Genomic DNA, 25,828 nt, shown 5'->3' with positions numbered 1-25,828 from the left:
TTTTAGTCTAGTTCTTGTTATCAGCTTAGGCGATTCTGATAATAAAAATGTAATTAATTAGTTTTCTATTTTTACTATTGACATGTTAGCGTTATATATATTATTTCCCTTAGCATTTAGGGCATTGTTAGCATCTTGTATATTGTCGAATTTAGCGTAGTAGATATAATATTTACTAGAATTAATATCGTAGAAAAAATCAATACCAGCGAAACCTGACTGAACAACTTTAGTTAAAAAAGCATCACGTTTATTTACATCGCTATGTATAGCTAATACTAGATAGTAACCACTTTCTACATTTTTAACATTCTCTAAAATTTGAATATTATCACTTTGTTTTTCTCCAAAATCGAAATCATTTACAGTTAATGTATCAGTCGTTGTAACGGTATTCTCTTTTATACGTTTTAACGCATCTCTATCTTGTGTATAGCGCTCGTCTTCATTATCGAATGCAGCACGTTTAATTCTTCTTCTGCGTTCAAATTCTGTAGAAACATTAATGTCTTTTAGTCTTTTGTCTAATTTGTTTTTAGCTTTTATAGCTTCTTTTTGTTCAGACTCTAAGCGTTTTATAGTTTTTTTGTAATGTAGCTCAACATTATCTAACATTATAACACCATCTTCTGAACTATCATCTTTTAACTTCTTTAGAGCTTTGATTTCTTCGTTTCGAGCTGTAATAACTTTTTCTAAATCAGATTTAATGGCATTTAAGGTATTGTTTTCTTCACTTATGCTTTTAAATGGTTTTGGTTTAACGGCAATACCTTGCTCACTTAAATCATTTTCCTCCTTTAAATCTTGAAGATCTTTATTTTTAATTTCAACTATATCATCAAATCTTTGTAGTAAATCGCTTTGAGTTGTTTTAGATTTTTCAGCTTGTTTAGTAATATTAAGTATTGCTTCTCCAAGTTTATCTGTAGGAGTAAATTCTTGCTCCTCTTTAGCTTTTTGTTCTGCTAATAATGCAGCTTGAGCATCAGCATCTTCTTTAGCTTTTTGTTCTGCTAATAGTGCAGCTTGTGCATCAGCTTCTTCTTTAGCTTTTTGTTCTGCTAATAGTGCAGCTTGTGCATCAGCATCTTCTTTAGCTTTTTGTTTTGCTAATAGTGCAGCTAGTGCATCAGCTTCCTCTTTAGCTTTTTGTTCTGCTAATAGTGAAGCTTGTGCATCAGCATCTTCTTTAGCTTTTTGTTCTGCTAATAGTGAAGCTTGTGCATCAGCATCTTCTTTAGCTTTTTGTTCTGCTAATAGTGCAGCTTGAACATCAGCTTCCTCTTTAGCTTTTTGTTCTGCTAATAGTGCAGCTTGTGCATCAGCATCTTCTTTAGCTTTTTGTTCTGCCAATAGTGCAGCTTGAGCATTAGCTTCCTCTTTAGCTTTTTGTTTTGCTAATAGTGCAGCTTGTGCAGCGGCATCTTCTTTAGCTTTTTGTTCTGCCAATAGTGCAGCTTGAGCATCAGCTTCCTCTTTAGCTTTTTGTTTTGCTAATAGTGCTGCTTGTGCATCAGCTTCTTCTTTAGCTTTTTGTTCTGCTAATAGTGCAGCTTGTGCATCAGCTTCTTCTTTAGCTTTTTGTTCTGCCAATAGTGTCGCTTGAGCATCAGCTTCCTCTTTAGCTTTTTGTTTTGCTAATAGTGTTGCTTGTGCATCAGCATCTTCTTTAGCTTTTTGTTCTGCTAACAGTGCAGCTTGTGCATCAGCATCTTCTTTAGCTTTTTGTTCTGCTAATAGTGCCGCTTGTGCATCAGCTTCTTCTTTAGCTTTTTGTTTATTAACTACTTTTTTATCGTTTTGTATTCTTGTTATTTTTTTCTTCTTACGTTTTCTATTATTTCCTGAAATTAGACTACTAACTTCATCACCGCTACTATATCTATAGTTTTCGGTGTTTTTAAATCTATAAGCTAATGATATTTCATGTGAGGTTTCAAATATTGATAAATCACCTATTGCTTTTTCAAAATTATATTCAATAGCAATTTGAGGAGAAATATTTAGGCCTAAACCCGCAGAAGCTCCATAAATAGAGTTGTAACCAGCTTGTGCCCATATACCTTTAGGAATGGTAATCATTACTATGGCTGAAATAATAGTTTCTTCTTTTTTAAACTCTGATTTTACTAAAGTTGTAAATTTACTTTCATCGAAAAAACCTCTTGATGTTAAGTAACCAGTATACATAATATGACCTTGTAAACCTTGTTCAGGATTGTCTTCAATAACGGTAGAGGATTGAAAGTTATAAGCTACTATGTTTTTTAGAGATATACCAAAATCAAAAAAGCCGGTTCCATAATTAATCCCAGGATTTACCATAGCTAAAAAGTTTTCTGGAACATTTTCAATAGAAAGATCATCGAAATTTGTAATTACACTACCGGTATTTAATCCGCTTTTATAGGCTCCTATATTAAGGCCAAATGTAAGGTTGCTATCTCTAGCTAATCTTACATTATAAGCAAAATTTAAAATACCACCAAAAGTGGTTAACACACCATAATTTTGTTGAAAAACACCAACTCCGGCCCCTATGTTTTCTCCAAATCTTCCCGAATAACTCGCTAAATAAGTAGTCGGAGCATCGTCAAACTGTACCCATTCTCTTTTATTAGAAATACTGATGTATTTATTTTGTTCTCTAACAAAACTAAAGGTTGGGTTTATATTAAAACGGTTAAATGTTATTGAATTTCTTATTGGAAGGTTAAGCGCAACAACACCATCATTCTCTTGAGAATAAAACATCTGAATTGAACAGATGCATAATATTAAAACAAGAAGTTGTTTTTTCATATTATTTTATTGTTGTTATTGAGCCTTTTAAAACTTGATTATCAGATGTTGTTATTACATAGTAAAATACCTGATTTATGCTAGTTAATTTTAAATCGTTTTCGGGAAAATTGTTTTGATAATCGTTAGTTTCTAAAATCACTATTCCGCGATTATTTAATATTGTTACTTTTGTATTAGATCCAGTTACATACTTTGTAGGTAGTACCCATGTATCATTAACGTTATCGCCATTAGGGCTAATAAGGTTTGGTATTTTTTCTACATCAGGAAAAGGATCAAATGCTTCTATAATTTCGAATAAAAATGTTCTAGACGCTGTACAGCCTGAAGTTTCTGTAACTATAACTTTGTAGTTGCCAAAATTGGTGGCTTCAAAATTATCATCGACAGCATCAGAAATTAAAACATTATCTAAATACCATTCAAATTGTGGATTGTTGGCAGTACTAGAAATTATTACAGATAGAAAAGCTCCTTCTTCAATAGTATTTGTTTCATTTACATTAATAGAAGCTTCAAAAATTTCGCTTTGTATGTTAATAGTTCCAGATGCAGAACAGTTTCCTAAGTCTACTTGAACTGCATAAGTCCCAGATTCTATTGTTTCATACATTTGATTGGTTGCATTAGGGATACTAACTCCATTTCTAAACCATTGGTAGTTGTTTCCACTAATTGTACTTAAAACTGTTGCACCTTGATCTGGACAAAAAACAGGACCTAAGCTAGAAGAAATACCAGCATCTGCTTCACCAGAACTGACAGAACTAATTGTTACACGATTAGAAAAGGAATTAGAAGTACAAGTACCGTAATTAGTCTCTACAAAATAAGTACCTTCCTGATTTACAGTTAGTGATGTTCCATCTGAAACAAAAACAGAAGTTGTAGGACCAGTTTCTTTGAACCATTTATAGGTAAGCGATGGGTAGTTTAATGGAGAATCATTATTACCCGAGCCAGGATTATCTATTGTTAGTAAATAACTACCACCAATACAATAGGCTCCTGTTGAGACTAAATTGTTTATTGTAAAAGGAGAGTCTTGTATTTTATAGTAAGCTGCAAAAGAAATAGAACTTGAGCTAGTTGCAACTGGAGCACTACTTTTTATACGAATTCTATAATTTTCGCCAGCAGTTGTATTCGGTATAGAAAAATCCAATGTTGCAGGAGAAGTACTAACACTTCCTGCATTAGATGTGAATACAGTTGTTGGGTTAGAAAAGTCTCCATTCTCATCTGATAATTCAATAGAAAATTGATTCGATGAATTTAAACCGCTTTCTGGTGAAAAAACAAAAGTAGTAGAGTAGGTATTGAAAGTTTCACTTGCGCATGCTTGACTAAAACCTAAATTAGGAGTTCCTATTACTATTTGTGAATTAATTTTTTGTAGAGATACAATAATTAAGAAACACAATAGGAAATATACTTTGTATTTTGAGTTGGTGGTTTGCATTTGGTTGGTTGTAATCTTCTGTCCTATAGATTGTTTTTTTTAAGAATTTACTTAATCGTTTCTCGAAGCAACAATGCGATTAATTCTTAACCTGTAGTCAGGACGACTTAGATTTTTAGAATCTATAAAAGTTTCAGAGTCTGGGCCTTTTGAATATACGTTGTTAAAAAATTTACTACCATACCAATTTTCTAAATCTTCATTATTGTTACGTTCTTTAACAAAAATGTTTCCATTGCAATTGTTAAAATAATTACTAGTAAATATTATTTTATCAAGGTTATCATTATTTATAGTAATATTATTGTCCAATATTACAGCTGGATTAAAACCAGAGATTACACTTTTATCTATTTTAAAAGACACTTTGTCTCCAATATAAATAGCTTCGTTTACTAATCCTATTTTAATATCGTAATCTAAATCACTACTAATATTAATTAACGTAAGATTATTAGCTACTACTGTTGTTTCTGCTTTAGTTAAGTCTGTATCTTCTAAAGCATCATGATTTAATACATATAAGCATCTTGAAGATTCTGCTCTAGATACATAAGGAGATTTTATAGCTAAGGAATTTATTAATTTGCATTGAGCACCGTATTTTATGTTATAATCATTGCTACTCGACTTATAGGAAACAAATTTATTTAAAGTAACATCACCTCCAAAAACAGCAACAGAGTTACCTTCACAAAAGGTTATCATTATATTTTTAAGAGAAGTTTCACTTCCAACACCACCTAAAGTAAGGCCATTAAAATAGCCATAGTCTTTTGTTCTTTTTCCAGCATACTCAATTCTAACATAGCTTAAAATACCAGAGTTACTTTCTATATTATCACCACCATAACTAATATCTTTGGAATCTACAGCGTTTAAACCGTAATTTAATACAGTATTATTATTCGTTGTATTTATTGGTGCATTTCCTAATATAAAAAGCCCTCCCCAATCTCCAGGTTTTTTTAAACTTCGATTAGAAGTGAAAATAATTGGGTCTGTACTTTGACCTTCAGCAATTATGGTAGATCCATTACTTATAGTAAGAGAGCCTTTGGTTTTAAAGTCTCCCATTATTACAGTTCCTGGCTCAATAACTAATGTGGTACTATCCGTAACAAAAACATCACCAAGTAATAGGTATGTGTCGCTTTTGTATAATTTTGTATCATTTGATATGGTTCCACTAAGTATTTGAGTTGGTTTTCCATATTTAGCTTTATTAGGTTTAAACTCTGTCCAATGGTTAAGCCAATTTTTAAAACCTATAACTCCTTTTTCTTGTTGAGCGAACATGCTACCTAATGTAACGAATAAAAGTAGTGCGGTTAGTGTAGTTTTTTTCATGAGGGTTAAATTTTAATAGATTATTAGGCGAATAATTTACTGCTCAAATATATGATTATTTCACATTAAGTGCAAGTTATATCGACGAAATGCAAATAATTGTTTTATTTGACGTTTTTAATTTTAATTTAGACCAACTTATAACCTGATAATGAATTGATTAATTTAAGTGAATTAAGAATAACTTTGGTATAGAAAACAAAAAGTCCTTACTATATAAATTAGTTAAGGACTTTGTAATAAATTATTGTTGAATTATAGTTATTCTGCTTTAAAATCATTGTACGTGTGTAGTGATTTTAATGTTTCTTCATAAAATAATATAGCAGCTATAAGATCTCTAGAATCTGAGTAAGGTAAGATTGATCTTTGAAATATTACTGTACTATCAAAATATTCAGCAGATGCTTCACGGTTTAGCTCTAAGGCTTTTATATTTTCTTTTGTTTCAGGAATTCCTAAAGAAGCCATAGTGACATTTGGTTTAGTTGCAAATGCAATGTTTGGTAAAATATTTACAATTACCTCAATACGTTGTATATATAAAGTAAGCAAATCTCCTTTAGAAAATCTGTTTAATTCATCAAGACTATGGTATTTACTAATACTTACTTTTCCATTAATCAATTTAAGTGATTTTTTCTTGTTTTGTGCGAAACTGATACTAAGTATCATAAAAAAAATAAGAGTAATAAGTGTAGTTTTTGCTTTCATTTGATGCTATTAATTATATAAATATGTAACAAATCTATATAAATAAATGAAAAAAACAACTCATTTACGATTTTTTTATTAGATTTTTATTATGACAAAATGTGTTTTTATCAGACAAACGGTATAAACATTAGATAAAACGCTTATTTGTTCGGTAAAATGCTGTTTATGTAATTTTATACATTAAGCTTAAAAAAGGTGATGAATTGAAATATTTATAGCATTAATTAACTTTTCTTTAGTTTAATTGAGAACTTAATGCAAATAGATAATTGAAATTTATTAATAAAACTAATATGATTATTTGATCTCATTTCTAAATATTACTTTTAAAAAACATATTTCTCTCAAACAAAAAAGGTTGCCCAAATAGGACAACCTTTTTTCATATTATATAATAGTCTATATTATTTTAAACTTTCTAATAGTTTTTCTGCTACTAATTCAGACGATGCAGGATTTTGACCTGTAATTAAATTACCATCTTGTATTGCATAAGCAGCCCAATCTTCTTTTTTAGAATAGATTCCGCCATTTTGGCTTAACATATCTTCTACTAAAAAAGGTACAATATCTGTTAATCCTACAGCTTCTTCTTCGGTATTAGTGAACCCTGTTACTTTTTTACCTTTTACTAAAGGTGTTCCATCCGCATTTTTAACGCCTTTTAAAGCAGCAGGAGCATGACATACAAATGCTACTGGCTTATTTTGAGTGTTAAACTTCTCGATTAATGCAATAGAAATAGCGTCGTTTGCTAAATCCCATAATGGACCATGTCCACCTGGATAAAACACTGCATCAAAATCGTCTGCATTCATATCAGATAATTTATTTGTGTTTGCAATTTTAGATTTAGCATCTGCATCTTTATTAAAACGTTCTGTTGCTTCTGTAGCAGCATCAGGAGAATCACTACTTGGATCTATTGGTGCAGCACCACCATTTGGAGTAGCTATAGTAATTTTTGCTCCTTTGTCTAATAATGAATAATATGGACTGGCAAATTCTTCAACCCAAAATCCTGTTTTCTTTCCTGTATCTCCTAATTTATCGTGAGATGTTAATACAAATAATACTTTCATATCTTTTTCTTTTTTTAATTCTGTTTTTACTTCTGAAGCGTTTTCAGAAGGTGTTTCGCTTTTTTTGTCTTTACAACTTGATGCAGTAATAATGGTAAGCGTTAATACTAATGTTTTTAATATATTCATCTTTAAATTTAGTAAGCCATTTTTACTATTTTCTCAACCTTATCTGGAGACAATGTTTGGTGTTCACCTAAACCTGTCCAACCACGATCTGTAAAACGTTGTGAAATTTTCTCAGCTGTTCCTTCATAATCTTCAGTATAGTCTGATAGTTTAGTATCTATACCTAATTCATGGAAAAAATCTACTGTTTTTTCAATTGCTGCATAAGCTTTATCGTCTATGCTACCTTCTGTAATGTTCCAAACACGCTCACCATATTGTGCTAATTTTTCTTTTTTAGCTTCAAAATTAAACTTGTAATGACTTGGCGCGATTACAGCTAATGTGCGTGCATGATCGATACCAAATAAAGCAGTTAACTCATGACCAATGGCGTGTACGGCCCAATCTGTTGGTACTCCTTTTTGTATTAATCCATTTAATGCCATTGTACAACTCCACATAAAGTTAGATGCTGCCTTATAATCTGTTGGATCTTTTATAACAGTTGGTGCAACTTCAATTAAAGTTTGTAAAATGCTTTCTGCAAAACGATCTTGTAATATGGCTCCAATTGGATACGTCATGTATTGCTCTAAAACGTGTGTAAAAGCATCTGTTAAACCATTTGCTAATTGACGTTTTGGAATTGATTGTATTACTTGTGGATCTAAAATAGAAAACTCAGGAAATAAACCAGGGCCACCCATTGCAAGCTTTTCTTTAGTTTCAGCTCTAGTAATTACTGCTCCAGAATTCATTTCAGATCCTGTAGCTGGTAATGTTAAAACCGTTCCAAAAGGCATGCCCTTTTCAGTTCTAATATTTTTAGTTAAAATATCCCAAGGTGTATCACCATTGTAAACTGCAGCTGCAGATAGAAACTTGGTTCCGTCAATTACAGAACCACCTCCAACAGCTAACAAGTATGTGATATTTTTGTCTTTAATTACCTTTAAAGCTTCCAAAAGTGTTGCATACTCTGGATTTGCTGGAATACCTCCAAATTCAACAACTTCAACATCTGCTAATGCCGTTTTCACTTGGTCGTAAATGCCGTTTTTCTTAATACTTCCTCCACCGTAAAGTAATAATACTTTAGCATCTTGAGGTATTTCTTCTTTTACTTTTTCTATTGTATCCTTTCCAAAAATAATTTTGGTTGGGTTTTTAAAATCAAAATTGTTCATCTTCTTTTCGTTTTTAAATTATTAAAATTTAAATTTTTACTATCATTTTCCCTTTGTTTTTACCTTCGAATAAATCGATAAAAGCAGTTGGAATATTATCGAAACCTTCAACTATAGTTTCTGTGTATTTTAATTTACCTTCCGCTAACCAACCTGATAATTGTTGCATCGCTTCTGGAAATTTATCAACATAATTAGAGACTATAAAGCCTTGCATTAGTGCGCTGTTTTTAACCAAGAAAGGCTGTACGCTTACACCTGTTGGTGTTTCAGTATCATTGTAAACCGAAATTGCTCCGCAAATTATTATTCTAGTGAAGTGGTTTATGTTAAATAAAACAGCATCAGATATTGGTCCGCCAACATTATCAAAATAAACATCTACACCGTTTGGTGCTAGCCTTTTTATATCGGCATTAATATCTTTACTTGTATTGTAATTAATACCAGCATCGAAACCAAACTTATCTTTAAGCATGTTGATCTTCTCATCGGTTCCAGCAATTCCTATAACATGAAGCCCTAAGATTTTTGCTATTTGTCCAACAACACTACCAACAGCTCCAGCAGCACCAGAAACAACAATAGTTTCTCCTGCTTTAGGTTTACCAATTTGTGTTAAACCTAAATATGCTGTTAACCCTGTCATTCCTAAAACACCTAAATAGGTGCTTAAAGGCGCTTTAGAACCATCTACTTTATTTAAGCCTTCGCCATTTGATACTTGCTGTGTGGCCCAATTTAACATACCAGCAACAAAATCTCCTTCTGTAAATTTTTCGTTTTTTGAAGCAATAACCTTTGCAACAACTCCAGATTGTACAGGTTTATTTAATTGAAAAGGAGGAACGTAAGATTTTGCATCGCTCATTCTTCCTCTTAAATAAGGATCTACAGAAACATAAGCAGCTTCTAAAAGGATTTCTCCTTCAGAAATTGAAAGTTCTTTTTCTTCAGTAACAAATTCAAAATTTGAAACTGTAGGTTTTCCTACAGGTCTATTATTTAATAAAATTGTCTTCATTTTAATTGTTTTTAGTCTATTACAGTTACTAATTCTTCCATAGGTTTTCTAACCTTTACAAGATTTACTAACCAATCTGCATCATCTTTTCTATAACCAATTGGTAACATTACAGCACTACGTAAGCCTTTTTCGCGTAACCCTAATATTTTATCAACGGCATCTGGTTCAAAACCTTCTAAAGGAGTAGCGTCAACACCTTCAAAAGCAGCAGCAGTTAAAGCTTCGGTAAAAGCAATATATGCTTGTTTTGCCGCGTGGTTAAAGTTTTCTTCTGGATCTTTTTGAGGGTACATACCTAATAACATCTGACGGTAATTTTCCCATCCTTCATTTTTAAATCCGCGAATTTCGTTAGTTAAATCGAACATATGATTAATACGTTCTACTGTGTAGGTATCCCAAGCAGCAAATACAAGTAGGTGAGAACAGTCTGTAATTACAGATTGGTTCCAAGCGACAGGTCTAATTTGTTCTTTAATATCTTGATTTTTTATTACAAATATCTCGAAAGGTTGTAATCCGCTTGATGTTGGTGCTAAACGTGCAGCTTCTAAAATACGTTCTACTTTATCTTCTGCTACTTTTTCGCCATTCATTGCTTTTGCCGCGTATCTCCACTTTAATTTATCTAATAATTCCATGTATTTTTTTATTTGTTTTTTGTTATTCTTTTTATATCGTTTGAAGTAATAATGTCTCCAACATAGCTTGTGCTATTTGCTAAATTTATCATGGCTTGTGCCATGTTTTCTGGTTCTGTTATTTTGTATTGCTTGAGACTACCTATAAATAAAGGTTGAATGATTTTAAAAATGGTTAAACCTATTTTTTCTAGTGTACGCTGTTCTTCTCGTTCTCCACCAATTAAAGATGGTCTAAAAATAAAGGTGTTTTTGATGTTTTGTTTTTGAACATCTCGCTCCATTTCTCCTTTTGTTTTGTTATAAAACACAGAGCTGTTTGCGTTTGCACCTAATGCTGAAACTACTAGAAATGTATCAATATTATTTTCTTTTGAAAGTTTTGCAGCGGTTACAGGAATACCATAGTCTATTTGTTTGTACTTTTCTTTATTTGGTGTTTTTGATTTAGTTGTACCAATACAGCAGTATACTTCGTCCGCTTTAAAATCTTCTTTAAATTGTTCTAATTTTAAAAGGTCTCCAATAAACTGTGTGACTTTATTAGGTAAATTTTCAATTTTAGAACGTGAAAATAATTTTATGATTTTGTATCTATCATCTTCAATTAATTTTTGAAGTAATATATTCCCAGTTAATCCAGTTGCTCCTAATATTATTGCTGATTTCTTCATCTATTTACAGACTTTAATACTGCTCCAAGCAGATTGATAAGCTTCTTCTAAATGTGTTTTGTCTAATTGAAATGAGCCACGTTTTTGAGTTATCATTAAAAATGATAACGGATTTATAGAGTATGCATAGAGTAGATAATCTGACATTGGTTTAATAATTCCTTCCTTTTTACCACGAGCCCAAAGGTCGAGTAGTGGTTGTAAGTGTTTAATACCTTGCTGCCTACTAAGCTCGTCAATCATTGGTGTATTATCACATTGTGCTAAAAACATTGCGTTTTCACATTCTTTAAGTTTAAAGTCTGCTATACGTTTCCAAATAAGCTCAAACCCTTTTTCAACAGACATAGTCGTATCAAAATCTTTAAAAGCATATTTTGTGTATTCTGCTTTAACGTCTATATAAGTTTGATTAACTAAATCTTGTTTATTTTCAAAATATAAATAAATAGTAGCAGGAGATACATTTGCCATCTTTGCTATTTTGCTCATTGGTGTAGCATGAAAACCATTATTGTTAACCAACTCGATTGTTGCTTTAACCAATGCGTTTCTTTTGTCTATACTTTTTTGAAGTTTTGCCATTATGAGTTAATATTATAAAGTTTATAAGACAAAGCGATTAAAACTAATTGTATAGGTAATCTTATCAATGCAGCTTCATGGCTACCAATAGCAGGTGTTTCTGTAAACACATCCCAAATATGAATTGGTAGAAAAAGTAACATTAAAATAAAAATTCCTAATGCAGCTTTAGCAGCGTATTTTGGTAAGATTAATAATAATCCTAAAAATAACTCTACAATACCTGAACCGTAAATTATAAACGTTTTGTAGATAAGAAAATCTGGAACGTATGCATTAAAAAATTCGGTTTTAAAAAAATGTTGACTACCCGCATATATCATAAATAGGGCTAACAATAATCTTAATATGGTCCAAAATAGTTTCATTTGTTTGTTTTATTAGTACAAAGATATGTAAAAATGAACGTTCATTCTTTTTTTTAACAAAAGTTTAATTCAGTTGAAAATAATATGTTTCTTAATTTCAATTTAATCATTGCTTAAAAGTAAAAAAAACGAAAATTTAATAATTATTTAAGTCATAATTAATTTCTTAAAAAACAAGATTTAAGTCATTAATAACGATAGAGAATATGGAATTAACACATTAAGACTCTTAGTTTTAGTAAATCCTTAAAAAGGATGTAAGGTTCTTATTTGGTTGAAGTTAAATTATAATGGATATAAGTTAATTCTTACTTATATAAGTTGTTATTTTGCACACCTTTTTAAAAAAATCACACATATGATTACTAAAAAGTGAGAAATTATTTAATACATTTTTTTATTTATGAAACATTATTACAACATTTTTACATTTACGTTATTATTAACTTTATGTACTCAATTGTCTTTTTCTCAAGAAGATAATTCTAACCGTTGGTCTTTTGAAGCTGGTTTAAGCGCAGTAGATCTTTATCCTGTTGGAGAAAATACTCCACAAGGTGACTATTTTGATGAATTTTTTAACCTTAACGACCATTATAACGTTGGTTATTATTTAGGTGCTACAAGAAACTTTACTAGCAATTTATCTTTATCTGCTAGAGGTACAGTAAATGAAATTAGTAAATGGGGAGATTTAGGTAAAGCTGATGAAAGTGTATTAGTTGACAATCTTAAATATTATGGACTTGACGCTATGGTAAATTATAGTTTTGGTCAGGGAAAATTACAACCTTTTATTGCAGTAGGTGGTGGTTATACTTGGATTGAAGAAGGACCATTTAATACTTTTTCTAAAACCTCTAATAGTTTAGTTGGTGCAGGTACAGCAAATGGATCTGTAGGAGTAAAGTACTGGTTTAGTGATAAGTTTGGTGTTAATTTACAAACGACTTACAAGCACTCATTCGAAGATTATTTACCTAAGCATTGGAACCATAACTTAGGTCTTGTTTATAAATTAAACAAAGAGGAGCCAGAAGTATTAGAAACAGAAAAAGTAACTATTACACCAAGCCGTTGGTCTTTTGAAGCAGGTTTAAGTGCTGTAGATGTTTATCCTGTTGGAGAAAATTTACCACAAGGAGATTACTTTGATGAGTATTTTAATTTAAACGACCATTATAATATTGGTTATTATGTTGGTGTTACAAGAGACTTAACAAATAATTTATCTATAACTGCAAAAGGTACCGTTAACGAACTAAGTAAATGGGGAGATTTAGGTAAAGCTGATGAAAGTGTATTAGTTGATAACCTTAAGTATTATGGACTTGATGGTATGGTAAACTATAGCTTTGGTCAAGGGAAATTACAGCCTTTTATTGCAGTAGGTGGTGGTTATACTTGGATTGAAGAAGGACAATACAATACATTTTCTAGTACTTCTAACAGTTTAGTTGGAGCAGGTACAGTAAACGGTTCTATAGGTGTTAAATACTGGTTTAATAATAAAGTTGGTGTAAATTTACAAACAACATACAAGCACTCATTCGAAGATTACTTACCAAAGCACTGGAATCATAACTTAGGTTTAGTATATAAGATTGGAAATGGAAAAGAAAAAGTTTCTAACGATAGAGATGGTGATACAGTGCCTAATGAATTAGATTTATGCCCAGATACTTTTGGTCTAGTTAGCCTAGGAGGTTGCCCAGATACAGATGGTGATGGTGTTACTGATAAAGATGATTTATGTCCTGAAGTAAAAGGATTAGTTGAATTTGGTGGATGTCCTGATACAGATGGAGATGGTTTTCCTGATAATAAAGACAATTGCCCTAAAGTAAAAGGAACAGATAATGGTTGTCCAGTAAAAGTTGTTGAGCCTGCACCAGTAGCAGTAGTTGTACCTGCAGTTGTAGGACAAAGAAAAGTATACTTTAACTACGATAGCTCTAAGCTTGATGAAACTGCTAAATCTATATTAGATGATATTGCTAAAAATATTAAAGCAGATAAATCTAACTTTAGTATTTCTATTCAAGGCCATGCAGATAGTAGAGGAAGTGATAACTATAACTATAACCTTTCTTTAGTAAGAGCACAAGCTATTAAAGATTACCTTACTTCAAAAAACATAGCAAATAGCTTAATTTCTATTTCTGGTAAAGGAGAAACTGAACCTGTAGCCCCTAACAATACTGAGGCTGGAAGAGCAGCAAACAGAAGAGTAGAGTTAACTATTGACATTACTGCTAAGTAAATTCTAATTTACTTTTTATAAATCGTGCTATCATATTTAATATGGTAGCACTTTTTTTTGATATTATTATTAATGAAGTACAATACTCATTATATAAATTTAAAAGACCTTCCAGCAATAATTATGCAGCTTTTTTTTATGAAGTTAATAGAATTTAATTAACAAATAATTAGATATAAACATATACTGCGTTATGTAACTTTGTGTAAGTAAAAGCAACTGTTTTTAACTTAATATTACAATTGATTACTGCATGTTATGGACAATAAACAAACATTATATTCTATTTTAGATCTTGCTTTAGTATCACAAGATCATTCACTTAAGCAAACTTATAATAACGCTTTGGAATTAGCACAACAAGCCGAAATATTTGGTTACACGCGCTATTGGTTGGCAGAACATCATAACTCGGCAAATATAGGTAGTAGTGCAACATCGGTTTTAATAGGTTATGTTGCTCAAGGAACTAATACATTGCGTATAGGATCTGGCGGTATTATGTTGTCTAATCATTCACCGTTAATAGTTGCAGAGCAGTTTGGTACATTAGGTTCTTTATATCCTAACAGAATCGACTTAGGTTTAGGAAGGGCACCTGGAACAGATAGAGAAACGGCTCAAGCCATAAGATCTGATTTTATGCAAGCTGCGCATTCTTTCCCTAATGAATTAGATAAAATAGAAACCTATTTTTCTGCAAATAATGCTACTTCAAGAGTGCGTGCTACTGTAGCGGAAGGAGTAGAGGTTCCAATTTATATTTTAGGCTCAAGTACAGACAGCGCACATTTAGCAGCAAAAAAAGGATTGCCTTATGCTTTTGCGAGTCACTTCGCAACAACGCATTTATGGAATGCTTTAGACATTTATCGTAAAGAATTTAAACCGTCAAGTGTTCTACAAAAACCTTATGTAATTGTTGGCGTAAATATTATTATAGCAGATACAGATCAAGAAGCCCAGCGTCTATCAACATCATTAATTAGAATGATTGTTGGCATATTTACAGGCAAACGCGATTTTGTACAACCTGCAATAGACATGACAGATGAGTTAAAAGAGATTATGCAAAACCCGCAAGTGCACCAAATGTTGAAATATTCTTTTATAGGAAGTAAAGCAACAGTTAAAGCACAAGTAAAAGAGTTTATCGAGCAAACGCAAGCTGATGAACTTATTGCTGTAACTAATATTTATGATATAAGAGACAGAATAAGGTCTTACCAATTGTTTTCAGAAATAATGAAAGAGCTAAATTAATTACGCCTCAAAAGTATGGCGCTGCTCTTGTGTAGAAGATGCGTTTAATAGTTTATTAAAGTCTCTTATACTATCAAAATTTTGAGTTATCGCATGAGATACTGCAATACCAGAAATATCTGCTTTTAATAAATCAGGAACATCTTCTAAAGTAATACCTCCAAAACCAATAATTGGTATAGGTGTTTTTAGTACATCTGTTATTGCTGTATAACCTTTTAAGCCTAGTGCAGGATTCAAACTATCTTTTGTAAACGTACTTTTAAACGGGCCTAAATTAATATAATCTATTTCTTTATCTAATAGTGCCTCACAATCTTCTAAAGTATTTGCAGCACCTCCAATACTTTGCCAAGTATGCAAATACTTTCTAGCAATAGTAGGACAGGAGTCCGCTTTTTCTAAATATACACCATCTGCTTTAACCTCTTTAGCGACTTTATAAAAACCACTAATTATTAATCTAGTTTGGTAATGACTTGTAATTTTTATAGCTTCCTTAGCGATTTTTAACACCTTTTTTTCTGAAGCATTTTCCATACCAAATCGTACCAATTCTGCACCAGAAGTACATGCTTTTTGTATGTTTTCTAATATTGTTTTTGGTGAATCGCCTTCGGCTATATAATGTAGTTTTGGTATAATCATGTTTAAGTTTCTTGTTATTTGTAATGCCTTTTAAGAGTTGCTTTTCTTAATTAATTAAAATGAAGTTTCATCTTCTTGAAAACAGCTACTGGTGTATCGCTTTTCCATATACCACCCAAAACACCAACGCCATTATAGCCTAATGTATCGAATGCTGATAAATTACCTACTGTAACACCTCCCATACCAATAATTGTTTTATCAATAGTATTAACATCAAAACCACGACCATTATAACCTTTTTTAGATATAGATGAAAATATAGGGCTTAATAAGTGATAATCAAATTCGAAATAACAATCTTCAAGGTCTTTTGGCTCATGAAAGGATGAACTTATGGTTTTTCCAAAAAGACTTAGGTTTTTAAAATAACGACCCGGATTATCGATATTATCAATTCTTTTTTGTTCTTGAAAATGAATACCTTTTAAGTTGAAGTCATTAACTAATTCATGATGATAGTGCACAACTATTTTATTATGATGTTGTTTATCAATTTTGTTTAAATAATCGCAATGTGCTTGGTAATCTTTATTGGGTTTTCTTAAATGATAGTATTCTAAACCTTCTTGAAATAATTGATTAAGAATCTCTATTTCGTTTGGGATATCATTTTCGGGTGCTATTAAAACTATCATTATTTAATACTTTTCTTATTTTGTAAAGATACCTCAGATTCTTCATATTTAAAGACTACTTAATACAGAATATTGTAATAAACAGAATACTTGTGATAGCTTTCCTTTTTTCAGTTAAGAATAAATATTAAAAAAACTTTTTCTTAATATTTTCTGGCTTTATAACTTTAGTTTTTACGATAAAGTACATAAATAGATAAATAGCCATCATATGGCAAATAATAACAAGTACAGTAAAAGTTCTACTAAAATGTAAGAATTCATTAATTGATACTAATACAATTTGAAAAAAAGTAAAAAGACCTGAGGCAAGTAAAATAGGACTATTTTTATAGTTATCATTTATAAATACAATAGCAAATGTAATAGTGTAGACTATTAAACTTAAGGCACATAGAAAGACAAAAAACAAATGATTATTTGGTATAGAATTGACTAATAGTTTTAAAATAGAATATAAAATATAAGAAATTAAAACAATGCTAATCATTACCGAAATAGATGGTAAAGATCTTAGTTTCCCTGCATGTAAATATTTTTTAAGACTAAAAGCACAGCATATTAGATATATCGAAGTAAATGAAGCAATAGCACCAAAGCAATCTTCAAAACAGTAAAAGGATAATATATCTGATGCTAAAGTCGCCAGTAAAGCACATATAAACACTGGGTTAGCCTTTTTTTTAGTAAGGTGTATATATTTAAAAAGAAGAGAAGTAATTACAATGGGTAATACATATATTAATTTTGTTTTGCCAAAACCAATACTGACAATAACTGCCGAAAAAAAAGAAACGTATAGTACAATATCTATAATATTCGTAATTTTGAAAAAAGGAGTATTTATAGTTTTTTTTTCCTTCATTAGTAGCTTTTTTACATTACAGTAATATCAAATATATTAATTTAGTTTCTTAAAAACGAATATAATTTTATTAATATAAGCAATAAATAATAATCCTAAATAATAACTATATATGTTTCATTAACAATGTGTTATGTGGTTGAATTAATTGTAGAATAACTTAGTAAACTGAAATATAGAAACACAAATTAAAAGAGCTCCAATTATTCTATTAATTCTTGTGGTAATGTTTTTCATGTTTACCTTTAATATATGGCTAAATCTTCCATAGCCATAAAGTGTGATTATTTTTCCTATAAAAACACCAATTAGAAATAGAATTAATAATAAGCATTCAATACTAGTATTTAAGTATAGCATTTTTTTGTTTAAAAAAGAAATAATTAATATCCAATAAACTAATACTGTAGGATTAATTAATCCAAGTAGAAAACCTAGCATTTGCTTAGATAGACTATATCTTTTTTTTATAATTATGCATTCTTTGTTTTCATCTTTCACACATTCTTTTCTGCCCAACACAAGAATAAATCCAACAATTAATAATATAAAAGCGATTGTATATTGTAGCCAAACATTTGTATTAATAAAATTTTCGATTTGTATATTAAATTGAATGGCAATAGAAACTAAAATTAATTCTGCTAATGCCGCTGTGTAAACAATTTTTAATGCATTTTGAACATTCTCTTTTATTGTTGTATTAATTACGGCAACATTTGTTGTCCCTAATGGTAAAGTTCCAATTATGGCAGTAATTAAACCTAATAAAAAGTAAATTAATACAGTCATATATTATCTTTAATTTTGTAATATGTTTAAATAGGTCGTGGTTAAATGATTTAGCTTTCAAATAGTTTAGAATTCTAAATATTTATACGTCTGTTAAGTTTTAAACCAAATGTTTTTTTAGTTGTAATAGAGCTTTATCATTAATTTTATTAAATTTTTAAGATATAGTCTTAGAAAAACACCCGTCTTTTGTGTGCTTATTGTTATTAATAAAAGATATAAAGCACATGATGACAAACAAAATGATTGGGATAGTTGGTGGCGTAGGTAGTTATGCTGGTATTGACTTAATTAAAAAGGTTTACGATCTTACAGAAGCCTTGTCTGATCAAGACCATTTACCAGTATCTATGTTATCTGTACCACATAAGATTATAGATCGCACAAAATATCTTTTAGGCGAAACTGAAATAAATCCAGGTATTGCTATTGCAGAAATTATTGCGTCATTAATAGCTAGTGGATCGTCTATTATTGCTATTCCGTGTAATACTGCACATGCCCGACCTATTTTGAGTTTAATTGAAAAAAGTATACCAGAATCTTGTGTTTTGGTTAATTTAATAGAAGAAGTTGGTTTGTATATTTCTACAAAACATCCAGAAATCACAAAAGTTGGTGTTTTAGGTACTACAGGAACTATTTTGGCAAAAGTATATCCAGAAGTCTTGGCTAAATATAATATTGAAGTAATACAACCTTCCGAAGACATTCAAGACTTATTTGTGCATCCTTCTATTTACGACACTAGTTACGGGATAAAAGCATTTTCTAACCCTGTAAATCAAAAAGCTAAAGAAAACCTTGGTATGGCAGCCACTTATTTGTCTAGAAAAGGCGCGCAAGCTGTTATTTTAGGGTGTACCGAAATTCCGTTAGCAATCCAATACGAAAAAATAGAGGATAGTCTTATTATTGATGCAACAACCGTTTTGGCTGCTGCTTTAATACGCGAATCTAAAAAAATGGAATTAATAGCTTAAATACTTTATAAACTTTTAATGCACAGTAAAATACGTTTCTTTTTTTGTGAATCGTTAACTCTAATTTAGATTTATATTCTAATCCTTAATTTTTGTTTTAAGCAAAACACAATAAATGATTAAATACATTCAAAAACATTCCATTTTATCTATTTCGGTAGGTATCATTTTTCTATGCACTTTAGTTGTGTTTTTTGCAACCGAAGCAAGTTATAATGCTATTGAAAGTGCGTCATTATGGGTTCGGAATTATTTTGGATACTTCTATTTGTACTTAGGTTTTGGTTGTGTTGTAGCATTGTTATTAGTTGCATTTTCTAAATACGGAAACATAAAATTAGGTAAAGCATCGTCTAAGCCTGAATACTCATTATGGTCTTGGATTGCGATGTTGTATAGTGCAGGAATGGGTTCTGGTATTTTGCTAAGAGCCGTGCAAGAGCCCGTTTTCATGCAACAAAATCCACCTTTTGCATCTGGATTATCCAATGAAACTGTAGCATTAGAATTCACGTTTTACCAATGGGGAATTACTGCTTGGGCATTTTACGGATTATTTGCAGTTATTGTTGGTTATGCGTTGCATGTCAAAAAAAAGAAAGTCAGAATTAGTGCCACAATTGAAGATCGTATTAAAAGCAAACCGATAAGAGCAAGTGTAGATATAATTACGATTATCACCACTATTTTTGGATTAATTGCGGCTATTGGTTTAGGTACGACTCAGATTAATGGTGGATTAAATCACGTTTTTAGTGCAGATTTTGGACTAATGACAACTATAATTTTGTGTGTTTTTATTTCTACAATAGCATGTTATTCTGCTTGGCAAGGCGTTAATAAAGGGATTAAAATATTTTCTAAACTAAACATTATTGTCACTTTGGTAATATTGCTATTCGTTTTTTTTACAAGTGATATTCAGGGTATTGTGGTTTCTTTTTTTACTGCTTTATATCAATACATTATAGACTTTATACCAATGAGTTTGGCAATTAGAGACTATAATCCTGGATTAGAGTTTTTAACAGGTTGGACCTTCTATTATTGGGCCTTTTGGTTAGCTTGGGCACCTTTTACAGGCATATTTATTGCGCGTATTTCTAAAGGAAGGACGATAAGACAGTTGTTGTTAGGCGTTTTAATTATTCCAAGTTTAGGAACTTTCTTTTGGTTTTCGGTTTTTGGAACGTCAGCTTTTCATTTAATTGAAGCTTGGGGCAGTTACGATAATCAATTCGGGAATGTATTCTCATCTATTTTTGTCTTTTTTGAGCAGTATCCGTTCGCAACATTTTTAAATATAACCTCTATATTTTTATTAATCAGTTTTTTAATTACTTCTGTAGATTCTGCTGTGTTTGTGCTAAGTATGTTTACGGATAAAGGGTCTAAAAACCCAAATAAAACGCATCGTGTAATTTGGTCTGTTTTCATCTTATTAGCAACTATTGCTTTAATTCTTTTAGGTAATATTAAGGCAAATGTCAATGTATTGGAAGCTGTGCAACGCTTGTTAATTATAACGTCGCTACCGTTTTCGTTTTTCATCATCATTATGTTTGGTTTTTTTGTAAAAGATCTTAGAAAAAACCGACTAAAAGTTAATAATAAAGAATAGAGTAATTATGGAATCATTCAATCAAATAGATTTGTTTTCGACTAATGAGGTCCAAAAAACGGAATTTGATTTACCTGGTGCTGCTGTTACTTTATTTGAGAATTTCTTTTCAATAGAAGAAAGCGATAGATTGTATAATAGCCTTTTAAAAAATACCAATTGGGAGCAAGGCCAAATGGCTATATACGGTAAACAAATAGACTTACCCAGACTTACAGCTTGGTATGGCGATACGGATTTAGAAGTGGCCTATGTTGGAAAAACAACAAAGCTACGTCCTTGGACTGCGGAGCTATTAAAAATCAAACAACGCATAGAGCAGGAGGTAGACATCAAATTTACGCGCTGTTTACTTAATTATTATAGAGATGGAAAAGACAGTGTAGATTGGCATCAGGATTATGAAGTAAATCAACGCAAAAACACGGTTATCGGCTCCGTTACTTTTGGAGAAACTAGACCTTTTCAACTAAAACACGCCACGCGTAAAGATTTAAAACGCTTAGACATTCCTTTAAAGCACGGTAGTTTGTTACTAATGCAAGGTGCTACTCAAAATAATTGGAAGCATAAAATTCCGAAAACAACAAAAAAAATTAGACCACGAATAAACCTAACTTTTAGATGGGTTGGATAAAACTAAAATGGTATTAAAAAAAGAGTAACTAAAACTAAATGTACGTTGTGCAGTTTGGAAATTGCTTATTATCTTTTTTATGAAAACTTTAGGAATTACCTTTAATTATAGCGGTATTCCCTGTTTTTCTACATTAAATTGGATTGATTTTCTAGTTATTTTTGTACTATCATTTATGACCGTTATTGTGAGGTTTTAATACTATACTTACTTTTGTCACTATAAAAATGATAGTTAATTAAAAAAACATATAAAAATGAATTTACAAGACACATTAAACTGGAGATATACTACGAAGGAATACGACACAACCAAGAAAATATCTGATGCAGATATGGCACAAGTTAAAAACTTATTACGAATGAGTCCATCAAGTATAAACCTGCAACCTTGGCATTTTATCGTTGCTGAAACTACAGAAGGTAAAGCACGTATGACAAAAGGAACACAAGGCTTTTTTCATTTTAATGAACCAAAAATAACGAATGCATCAGCTGTAGTATTGTTTTGTTCAAAAACAAGCGAAGGTGCAGATGATACTTTTTTTAAACACCTTTTAGAAGTACAGGATAAAGACGGAAGATTCCCTAATGAAGACATAAAAAACGGAATGTACGGAGGAATGAACGCTTTTGGTGATATTCATAAATATGATTTAAAGGATTACCAACATTGGATGGAAAAGCAAGTATATCTTAACATTGGAAACTTTTTATTAGGAGTTGCAAGTTTAGGTATCGATGCAACACCAATGGAGGGTATTGATGTAAAAGCGTTAGATGAAGAATTTGGATTAAGAGCAAAAGGATTTACATCTTTAGTAGTTGTTTCTTTAGGATATAGAGCAGCATCTGATTTTAATTCGACTGACAAAACTCCAAAATCTAGATTACCACAAAGTGAAATTATCACTGTAATATAATTGCAAAAATTTTAATTCAGATGAAAGCAATAGGATACAAAGAGAATTTACCAATAGACAATGTAAATTCACTACAAGACATAGAAATAGAGACTCCAAAAGCAACAGGTAGAGATATTTTGGTAGAGATTAAAGCCATTTCGGTAAATCCTGCAGATTACAAAGTACGTGCAAATATGCCTGTACAGGGTGACGATTGGAAAATTATTGGTTGGGACGCAACAGGTATTGTAAAGCAAGTTGGAGATGATGTCACTTTATTTAAAGTTGGAGATGAAGTTTGGTACGCTGGTGATTTTACACGTCAGGGTAGTTATGCGCAATTTCAGGTGGTAGATGAACGTATTGTGGGAAAAAAACCAACAAGTTTATCCTATGCTGAAGCTGCTGCCTTACCATTAACATCTCTTACTGCTTACGAAATGTTATTTGATAGATTAGAGGTTTCTAAAGACGATGCCAATAAATCTATTTTAATAATAGGTGCAGCTGGTGGCGTTGGTTCTATAATGGTACAATTAGCTAAAAAGCTAACAAAACTGAACATTATTACTACTGCTTCTCGCGGAGAAACTACCGATTGGTTAAAAGAATTAGGTGCAGATACGGTTATCAATCACAGAAATAAATTGAGCGAAGAGTTTGAAAAATATAGCCTTCCTGCTCCAGAATATGTTGTGAGTTTAAATGCTACGGAACAACACGTAGATGAAATTGTAAAACTGATTAAACCACAAGGGAAATTCGGTTTTATTGATGATCCAAAAGTTCTGAATGTGATGCCTTTTAAAGGGAAAGCAGTTTCTACTCACATTGAGTTAATGTTTACACGTGCTATGTTTCAAACAGAAGATATGATTGAGCAACATAACATTTTAAACAACGTTTCTCAATTAATTGATAACGGAACAATTAGAACCACTTTAGGCGAAAATTTCGGAGTTATTAATGCTGAAAACTTACGTAAAGCACACGCTTTTTTAGAAACCGGAAACGCAAAAGGTAAAATAGTTTTAGAAGGATTTTAGTCTCAATGAGACCAATAATATATACATAAAATGAATTTCAAATCAATTATAGCAGCACTAGCTGTAACAGCATTATTTGCCAGTAACACAGCAAATGCACAAGTAAACACTATAGATTCTTTAGCAACTTCCAAAGTGCAACATTTCAATTTTGATGAAATGGAGTCAGAAACTATCGGTGAAGGAATCAAACGTAAATGGTTCCATGGTGAAAAAGGTCAAATGACTATTTTCAATTTAGAGAAAGATGCGCATATTCCTTGGCATAAACATCCAAACGAACAGATAACATATATCATGTCTGGTAAGGTTAAAATCAAGACTATTATTGATGGTAAAGAAACATTTGTAGAAGTTGGAGCAGGAGAAGTGATTGTTTTTCCAGAAAATGTACCACACGAATTTTGGGCTTTAGAAGAAACTGTAGATTTAGATGTACACGTTCCTGTACGTCAAGATTGGTTGTCTAAAGAGCTTCCTGACTATTTAAAGAAAACTAAAAAATAGAGATCATATTTCAGCAGATTGGTTGGCTTTTTAAACCAAATTTAAGGGAGAAGAGAACGTTAAATTAGGCAGTAAAGCCATCTGAAAGCTGTAATTTTGTGACACTAAAAATAGACAAATCATGAGCAAAATAACTGTTGTGGCTAAAATTGTAGCCAAAGAAGAAAATAGAGAATTGGTTAAAACCGAATTACTAAAATTAGTTGCCAGTAGTGTTAAAGAAGCGGGTTGTATCAACTACAACTGCCTTCAAGACAATGACGATGCCAATACATTTACAATGTATGAGAACTGGAAAGATGCTGAGGCACTTACTTTACACGCTGCAACACCTCATTACGTAGCGTTCCAAACTGCGGCCAAAGATGCTATTGCCGAATTTGCAGTCAATAAAATGACTATGCTTGCCTAAGTAAAACACCATTTAATTTGAAAATGAAGCTTTTGCGACCAATGTGAATACATGGTCCAAAAGTTCTTTTTTTTGGTTATAATTTGATGAAAGTAGATATTTTTTTTGGAGCTATTTCCAGCTATCCATTCCCGCTTTTTTAATCTTGCCTTTTTTGGCAAGATTAAAAAGAGCTCCACTTCTATCTGGGCTAGGGGTTTTAGGGATGCGAGGAATATTGTTTAAACATATGTTTATTTTGCTCGTACAGACGTATTAATTTTCATTGTTTTATCTTACATTAGCGTAATGGTTAAAGTATCATAAATGTGATATATGTACCTCCTAAATTGGGTGGCTTTGTATTGTTATGTGATACATATAAATGAGTTGGTTATAACAATTGAGCAAATGATATATACAAGAGTATATTTCGAAGAAAGAATAGTCAGACAAAGCGGATCTCCAGCTGGAAGAAAAACAGTTGCAAATATCGTCGATAATTTAATAGAAGGTGTTACCCTAGATTTATTCGAAGAAGATTTCAAAAAAGGTAGTGGAAACGAACTTGAAGCAAAATTTCGAGCCATATATTCTTCATCTGCATTAGCAGCCAACAATTTTTCAATTATCAAAAAGAAACCGTTTTCTTTTCGCTTTCTAAACAAATCTGGATTTGAATTTTCTAGCTTCGAAAGACAATTCCCAACTGGCTTAGGTGGATTTCCTCCAAATATCGATTTTGTTTTGGAAAATTCTAAAGATATAGTTGCTTTTGAATCTAAATACTTAGAACATTTGACCAAAAAGCCAGTTAGCTTCGCTTTATCTTACAATAAAAACAGATTACCATTTTTAAGTGAATTTTGGTTTAAGTTAATTGAGAATTATAGTGGCAAGATCTTAAGGTTGGATGTAGCACAATTAATAAAACACTCAATTGGATTAATAAGATATAATAAATTTCTTAAAGAGAAATCTAAAAAAATAACACTAGTTTATATTTATTGGACTCCAAAAAACATGGAATCGTATGATGTATTTCAAAGTCATTCCGACGAATTAATTGAATTCGAAAATGTAATGAATGAACAAAATGATATTAATTTTATTAGAATGACGTATCAAGAATTCTGTAAAATGTATGAAAATGATAAACAACTAAACGAGCATTATTCTAAAGTTAAAGGCAGATATGACATAATAATATAAATATTGCTATCGCTCCGCAAAGTATAATTCCCAATTCAATTTTCAA

Annotated in this window: 25 protein-coding genes; 10 read left to right on the top strand and 15 right to left on the bottom strand. The window is 31.2% G+C overall.

Annotated features, from left to right (window positions below; translation table 11 throughout):
- Positions 1 to 57: 57 nt before the first annotated feature.
- From ASC41_RS13695 to ASC41_RS13645, 11 genes are all read right to left on the bottom strand, one after another.
- The gene (locus ASC41_RS13695; RefSeq protein WP_055437215.1) at positions 58 to 2,805 is read right to left on the bottom strand and encodes a PorP/SprF family type IX secretion system membrane protein; all 2,748 of its coding nucleotides are present in this window, start codon (positions 2,803 to 2,805) and stop codon (positions 58 to 60) included.
- A gap of 1 nt (position 2,806) precedes the next feature.
- Positions 2,807 to 4,270 (bottom strand): T9SS type B sorting domain-containing protein, encoded by a 1,464-nt coding sequence (locus tag ASC41_RS13690; protein ID WP_055437214.1) that lies wholly within the window; start codon positions 4,268 to 4,270, stop codon positions 2,807 to 2,809.
- A gap of 51 nt (positions 4,271 to 4,321) precedes the next feature.
- Entirely contained in the window at positions 4,322 to 5,620 is a 1,299-nt protein-coding gene (locus ASC41_RS13685; protein WP_055437213.1) for a hypothetical protein, read from the bottom strand.
- Between the two features lie 261 nt (positions 5,621 to 5,881).
- Complete coding sequence (locus ASC41_RS13680) at positions 5,882 to 6,334, bottom strand: hypothetical protein (protein WP_055437212.1); 453 nt, start codon at positions 6,332 to 6,334, stop codon at positions 5,882 to 5,884.
- A gap of 407 nt (positions 6,335 to 6,741) precedes the next feature.
- Entirely contained in the window at positions 6,742 to 7,548 is an 807-nt protein-coding gene (locus ASC41_RS13675; RefSeq protein ID WP_193786898.1) for a type 1 glutamine amidotransferase domain-containing protein, read from the bottom strand.
- Between the two features lie 8 nt (positions 7,549 to 7,556).
- Complete coding sequence (locus ASC41_RS13670; RefSeq protein WP_055437211.1) at positions 7,557 to 8,717, bottom strand: iron-containing alcohol dehydrogenase; 1,161 nt, start codon at positions 8,715 to 8,717, stop codon at positions 7,557 to 7,559.
- 28 nt (positions 8,718 to 8,745) lie between these two features.
- The gene (locus tag ASC41_RS13665) at positions 8,746 to 9,741 is read right to left on the bottom strand and encodes an NADP-dependent oxidoreductase (protein WP_055437210.1); all 996 of its coding nucleotides are present in this window, start codon (positions 9,739 to 9,741) and stop codon (positions 8,746 to 8,748) included.
- Positions 9,742 to 9,752: 11 nt separating this feature from the next.
- The gene (locus ASC41_RS13660) at positions 9,753 to 10,385 is read right to left on the bottom strand and encodes an NAD(P)H-dependent oxidoreductase (RefSeq protein WP_055437209.1); all 633 of its coding nucleotides are present in this window, start codon (positions 10,383 to 10,385) and stop codon (positions 9,753 to 9,755) included.
- A gap of 8 nt (positions 10,386 to 10,393) precedes the next feature.
- Positions 10,394 to 11,059 (bottom strand): NAD(P)H-binding protein, encoded by a 666-nt coding sequence (locus tag ASC41_RS13655; RefSeq protein WP_055437208.1) that lies wholly within the window; start codon positions 11,057 to 11,059, stop codon positions 10,394 to 10,396.
- Positions 11,060 to 11,644 (bottom strand): TetR/AcrR family transcriptional regulator, encoded by a 585-nt coding sequence (locus ASC41_RS13650; RefSeq protein WP_055437207.1) that lies wholly within the window; start codon positions 11,642 to 11,644, stop codon positions 11,060 to 11,062. It abuts the gene before it with no gap.
- A complete protein-coding gene (locus ASC41_RS13645) occupies positions 11,644 to 12,012 on the bottom strand; it encodes a DoxX family protein (protein WP_055437206.1) in 369 nt (122 codons plus the stop codon). The genes ASC41_RS13650 and ASC41_RS13645 overlap by 1 nt, the downstream gene beginning before the upstream one ends.
- A gap of 403 nt (positions 12,013 to 12,415) precedes the next feature.
- Between ASC41_RS13645 and ASC41_RS13640 the strand changes: the two genes are divergently transcribed.
- A complete protein-coding gene (locus tag ASC41_RS13640; RefSeq protein WP_055437205.1) occupies positions 12,416 to 14,275 on the top strand; it encodes an OmpA family protein in 1,860 nt (619 codons plus the stop codon).
- A 258-nt stretch (positions 14,276 to 14,533) separates the two neighbouring features.
- Positions 14,534 to 15,538, top strand: coding sequence for an LLM class flavin-dependent oxidoreductase (locus ASC41_RS13635; protein ID WP_055437204.1), 1,005 nt, complete (start codon positions 14,534 to 14,536; stop codon positions 15,536 to 15,538).
- On the opposite strand, the gene ASC41_RS13630 is transcribed toward ASC41_RS13635, so the two are convergent.
- The 4 genes from ASC41_RS13630 to ASC41_RS13615 all read right to left on the bottom strand — a co-directional run bounded on the left by ASC41_RS13630 (position 15,539) and on the right by ASC41_RS13615 (position 18,481).
- Positions 15,539 to 16,186 (bottom strand): thiamine phosphate synthase, encoded by a 648-nt coding sequence (locus ASC41_RS13630; RefSeq protein ID WP_055437203.1) that lies wholly within the window; start codon positions 16,184 to 16,186, stop codon positions 15,539 to 15,541. It lies immediately after the preceding gene.
- Between the two features lie 50 nt (positions 16,187 to 16,236).
- Entirely contained in the window at positions 16,237 to 16,824 is a 588-nt protein-coding gene (locus ASC41_RS13625; protein ID WP_055437202.1) for a thiamine phosphate synthase, read from the bottom strand.
- A 127-nt stretch (positions 16,825 to 16,951) separates the two neighbouring features.
- Positions 16,952 to 17,689, bottom strand: coding sequence for a hypothetical protein (locus ASC41_RS13620; RefSeq protein ID WP_055437201.1), 738 nt, complete (start codon positions 17,687 to 17,689; stop codon positions 16,952 to 16,954).
- A 144-nt stretch (positions 17,690 to 17,833) separates the two neighbouring features.
- Positions 17,834 to 18,481 (bottom strand): LysE family transporter, encoded by a 648-nt coding sequence (locus ASC41_RS13615; RefSeq protein ID WP_055437200.1) that lies wholly within the window; start codon positions 18,479 to 18,481, stop codon positions 17,834 to 17,836.
- A 227-nt stretch (positions 18,482 to 18,708) separates the two neighbouring features.
- On the opposite strand from ASC41_RS13615, the gene ASC41_RS13610 reads away from it, so the two are divergent.
- The 8 genes from ASC41_RS13610 (at position 18,709) to ASC41_RS13575 (ending at position 25,782) form a co-directional block, all read left to right on the top strand.
- Positions 18,709 to 19,464 (top strand): aspartate/glutamate racemase family protein, encoded by a 756-nt coding sequence (locus ASC41_RS13610; protein WP_240788913.1) that lies wholly within the window; start codon positions 18,709 to 18,711, stop codon positions 19,462 to 19,464.
- A gap of 115 nt (positions 19,465 to 19,579) precedes the next feature.
- A complete protein-coding gene (locus ASC41_RS13605) occupies positions 19,580 to 21,085 on the top strand; it encodes a BCCT family transporter (protein WP_055437199.1) in 1,506 nt (501 codons plus the stop codon).
- 7 nt (positions 21,086 to 21,092) lie between these two features.
- A complete protein-coding gene (locus ASC41_RS13600) occupies positions 21,093 to 21,722 on the top strand; it encodes an alpha-ketoglutarate-dependent dioxygenase AlkB family protein (protein WP_055437198.1) in 630 nt (209 codons plus the stop codon).
- Between the two features lie 256 nt (positions 21,723 to 21,978).
- Positions 21,979 to 22,644, top strand: a complete 666-nt coding sequence (gene nfsB / locus ASC41_RS13595; protein ID WP_055437197.1) for an oxygen-insensitive NAD(P)H nitroreductase — start codon at positions 21,979 to 21,981, stop codon at positions 22,642 to 22,644.
- Positions 22,645 to 22,664: 20 nt separating this feature from the next.
- Positions 22,665 to 23,672 (top strand): zinc-binding alcohol dehydrogenase family protein, encoded by a 1,008-nt coding sequence (locus ASC41_RS13590; RefSeq protein ID WP_055437196.1) that lies wholly within the window; start codon positions 22,665 to 22,667, stop codon positions 23,670 to 23,672.
- A 30-nt stretch (positions 23,673 to 23,702) separates the two neighbouring features.
- Positions 23,703 to 24,179 (top strand): cupin domain-containing protein, encoded by a 477-nt coding sequence (locus ASC41_RS13585; protein WP_055437195.1) that lies wholly within the window; start codon positions 23,703 to 23,705, stop codon positions 24,177 to 24,179.
- Positions 24,180 to 24,300: 121 nt separating this feature from the next.
- Positions 24,301 to 24,591 (top strand): putative quinol monooxygenase, encoded by a 291-nt coding sequence (locus ASC41_RS13580; protein ID WP_055437194.1) that lies wholly within the window; start codon positions 24,301 to 24,303, stop codon positions 24,589 to 24,591.
- A 390-nt stretch (positions 24,592 to 24,981) separates the two neighbouring features.
- A complete protein-coding gene (locus ASC41_RS13575) occupies positions 24,982 to 25,782 on the top strand; it encodes a PGN_0703 family putative restriction endonuclease (protein WP_152971479.1) in 801 nt (266 codons plus the stop codon).
- Positions 25,783 to 25,828: the final 46 nt, after the last annotated feature.

This window comes from Lacinutrix algicola, assembly GCF_001418085.1.
Taxonomy (GTDB): Bacteria; Bacteroidota; Bacteroidia; order Flavobacteriales; family Flavobacteriaceae; genus Lacinutrix; species Lacinutrix algicola.
Note: the sequence above shows the minus strand (reverse complement) of the source record. Positions and strands in the feature narration are given on the sequence as shown.

Coding starts and splice junctions, on each gene's coding strand:
- ASC41_RS13640 (WP_055437205.1), top strand. CDS start 12,416: ATGAAACATTATTACAACATTTTTACATTTACGTTATTATTAACTTTA.
- ASC41_RS13685 (WP_055437213.1), bottom strand. CDS start 5,620: ATGAAAAAAACTACACTAACCGCACTACTTTTATTCGTTACATTAGGT.
- ASC41_RS13580 (WP_055437194.1), top strand. CDS start 24,301: ATGAGCAAAATAACTGTTGTGGCTAAAATTGTAGCCAAAGAAGAAAAT.
- ASC41_RS13655 (WP_055437208.1), bottom strand. CDS start 11,059: ATGAAGAAATCAGCAATAATATTAGGAGCAACTGGATTAACTGGGAAT.
- ASC41_RS13670 (WP_055437211.1), bottom strand. CDS start 8,717: ATGAACAATTTTGATTTTAAAAACCCAACCAAAATTATTTTTGGAAAG.
- ASC41_RS13675 (WP_193786898.1), bottom strand. CDS start 7,548: ATGAATATATTAAAAACATTAGTATTAACGCTTACCATTATTACTGCA.
- ASC41_RS13645 (WP_055437206.1), bottom strand. CDS start 12,012: ATGAAACTATTTTGGACCATATTAAGATTATTGTTAGCCCTATTTATG.
- ASC41_RS13585 (WP_055437195.1), top strand. CDS start 23,703: ATGAATTTCAAATCAATTATAGCAGCACTAGCTGTAACAGCATTATTT.
- nfsB (WP_055437197.1), top strand. CDS start 21,979: ATGAATTTACAAGACACATTAAACTGGAGATATACTACGAAGGAATAC.
- ASC41_RS13615 (WP_055437200.1), bottom strand. CDS start 18,481: ATGACTGTATTAATTTACTTTTTATTAGGTTTAATTACTGCCATAATT.
- ASC41_RS13590 (WP_055437196.1), top strand. CDS start 22,665: ATGAAAGCAATAGGATACAAAGAGAATTTACCAATAGACAATGTAAAT.
- ASC41_RS13600 (WP_055437198.1), top strand. CDS start 21,093: ATGGAATCATTCAATCAAATAGATTTGTTTTCGACTAATGAGGTCCAA.
- ASC41_RS13625 (WP_055437202.1), bottom strand. CDS start 16,824: ATGATAGTTTTAATAGCACCCGAAAATGATATCCCAAACGAAATAGAG.
- ASC41_RS13650 (WP_055437207.1), bottom strand. CDS start 11,644: ATGGCAAAACTTCAAAAAAGTATAGACAAAAGAAACGCATTGGTTAAA.
- ASC41_RS13690 (WP_055437214.1), bottom strand. CDS start 4,270: ATGCAAACCACCAACTCAAAATACAAAGTATATTTCCTATTGTGTTTC.
- ASC41_RS13575 (WP_152971479.1), top strand. CDS start 24,982: ATGATATATACAAGAGTATATTTCGAAGAAAGAATAGTCAGACAAAGC.
- ASC41_RS13605 (WP_055437199.1), top strand. CDS start 19,580: ATGATTAAATACATTCAAAAACATTCCATTTTATCTATTTCGGTAGGT.
- ASC41_RS13635 (WP_055437204.1), top strand. CDS start 14,534: ATGGACAATAAACAAACATTATATTCTATTTTAGATCTTGCTTTAGTA.
- ASC41_RS13680 (WP_055437212.1), bottom strand. CDS start 6,334: ATGAAAGCAAAAACTACACTTATTACTCTTATTTTTTTTATGATACTT.
- ASC41_RS13620 (WP_055437201.1), bottom strand. CDS start 17,689: ATGAAGGAAAAAAAAACTATAAATACTCCTTTTTTCAAAATTACGAAT.
- ASC41_RS13665 (WP_055437210.1), bottom strand. CDS start 9,741: ATGAAGACAATTTTATTAAATAATAGACCTGTAGGAAAACCTACAGTT.
- ASC41_RS13695 (WP_055437215.1), bottom strand. CDS start 2,805: ATGAAAAAACAACTTCTTGTTTTAATATTATGCATCTGTTCAATTCAG.
- ASC41_RS13660 (WP_055437209.1), bottom strand. CDS start 10,385: ATGGAATTATTAGATAAATTAAAGTGGAGATACGCGGCAAAAGCAATG.
- ASC41_RS13630 (WP_055437203.1), bottom strand. CDS start 16,186: ATGATTATACCAAAACTACATTATATAGCCGAAGGCGATTCACCAAAA.
- ASC41_RS13610 (WP_240788913.1), top strand. CDS start 18,709: ATGATGACAAACAAAATGATTGGGATAGTTGGTGGCGTAGGTAGTTAT.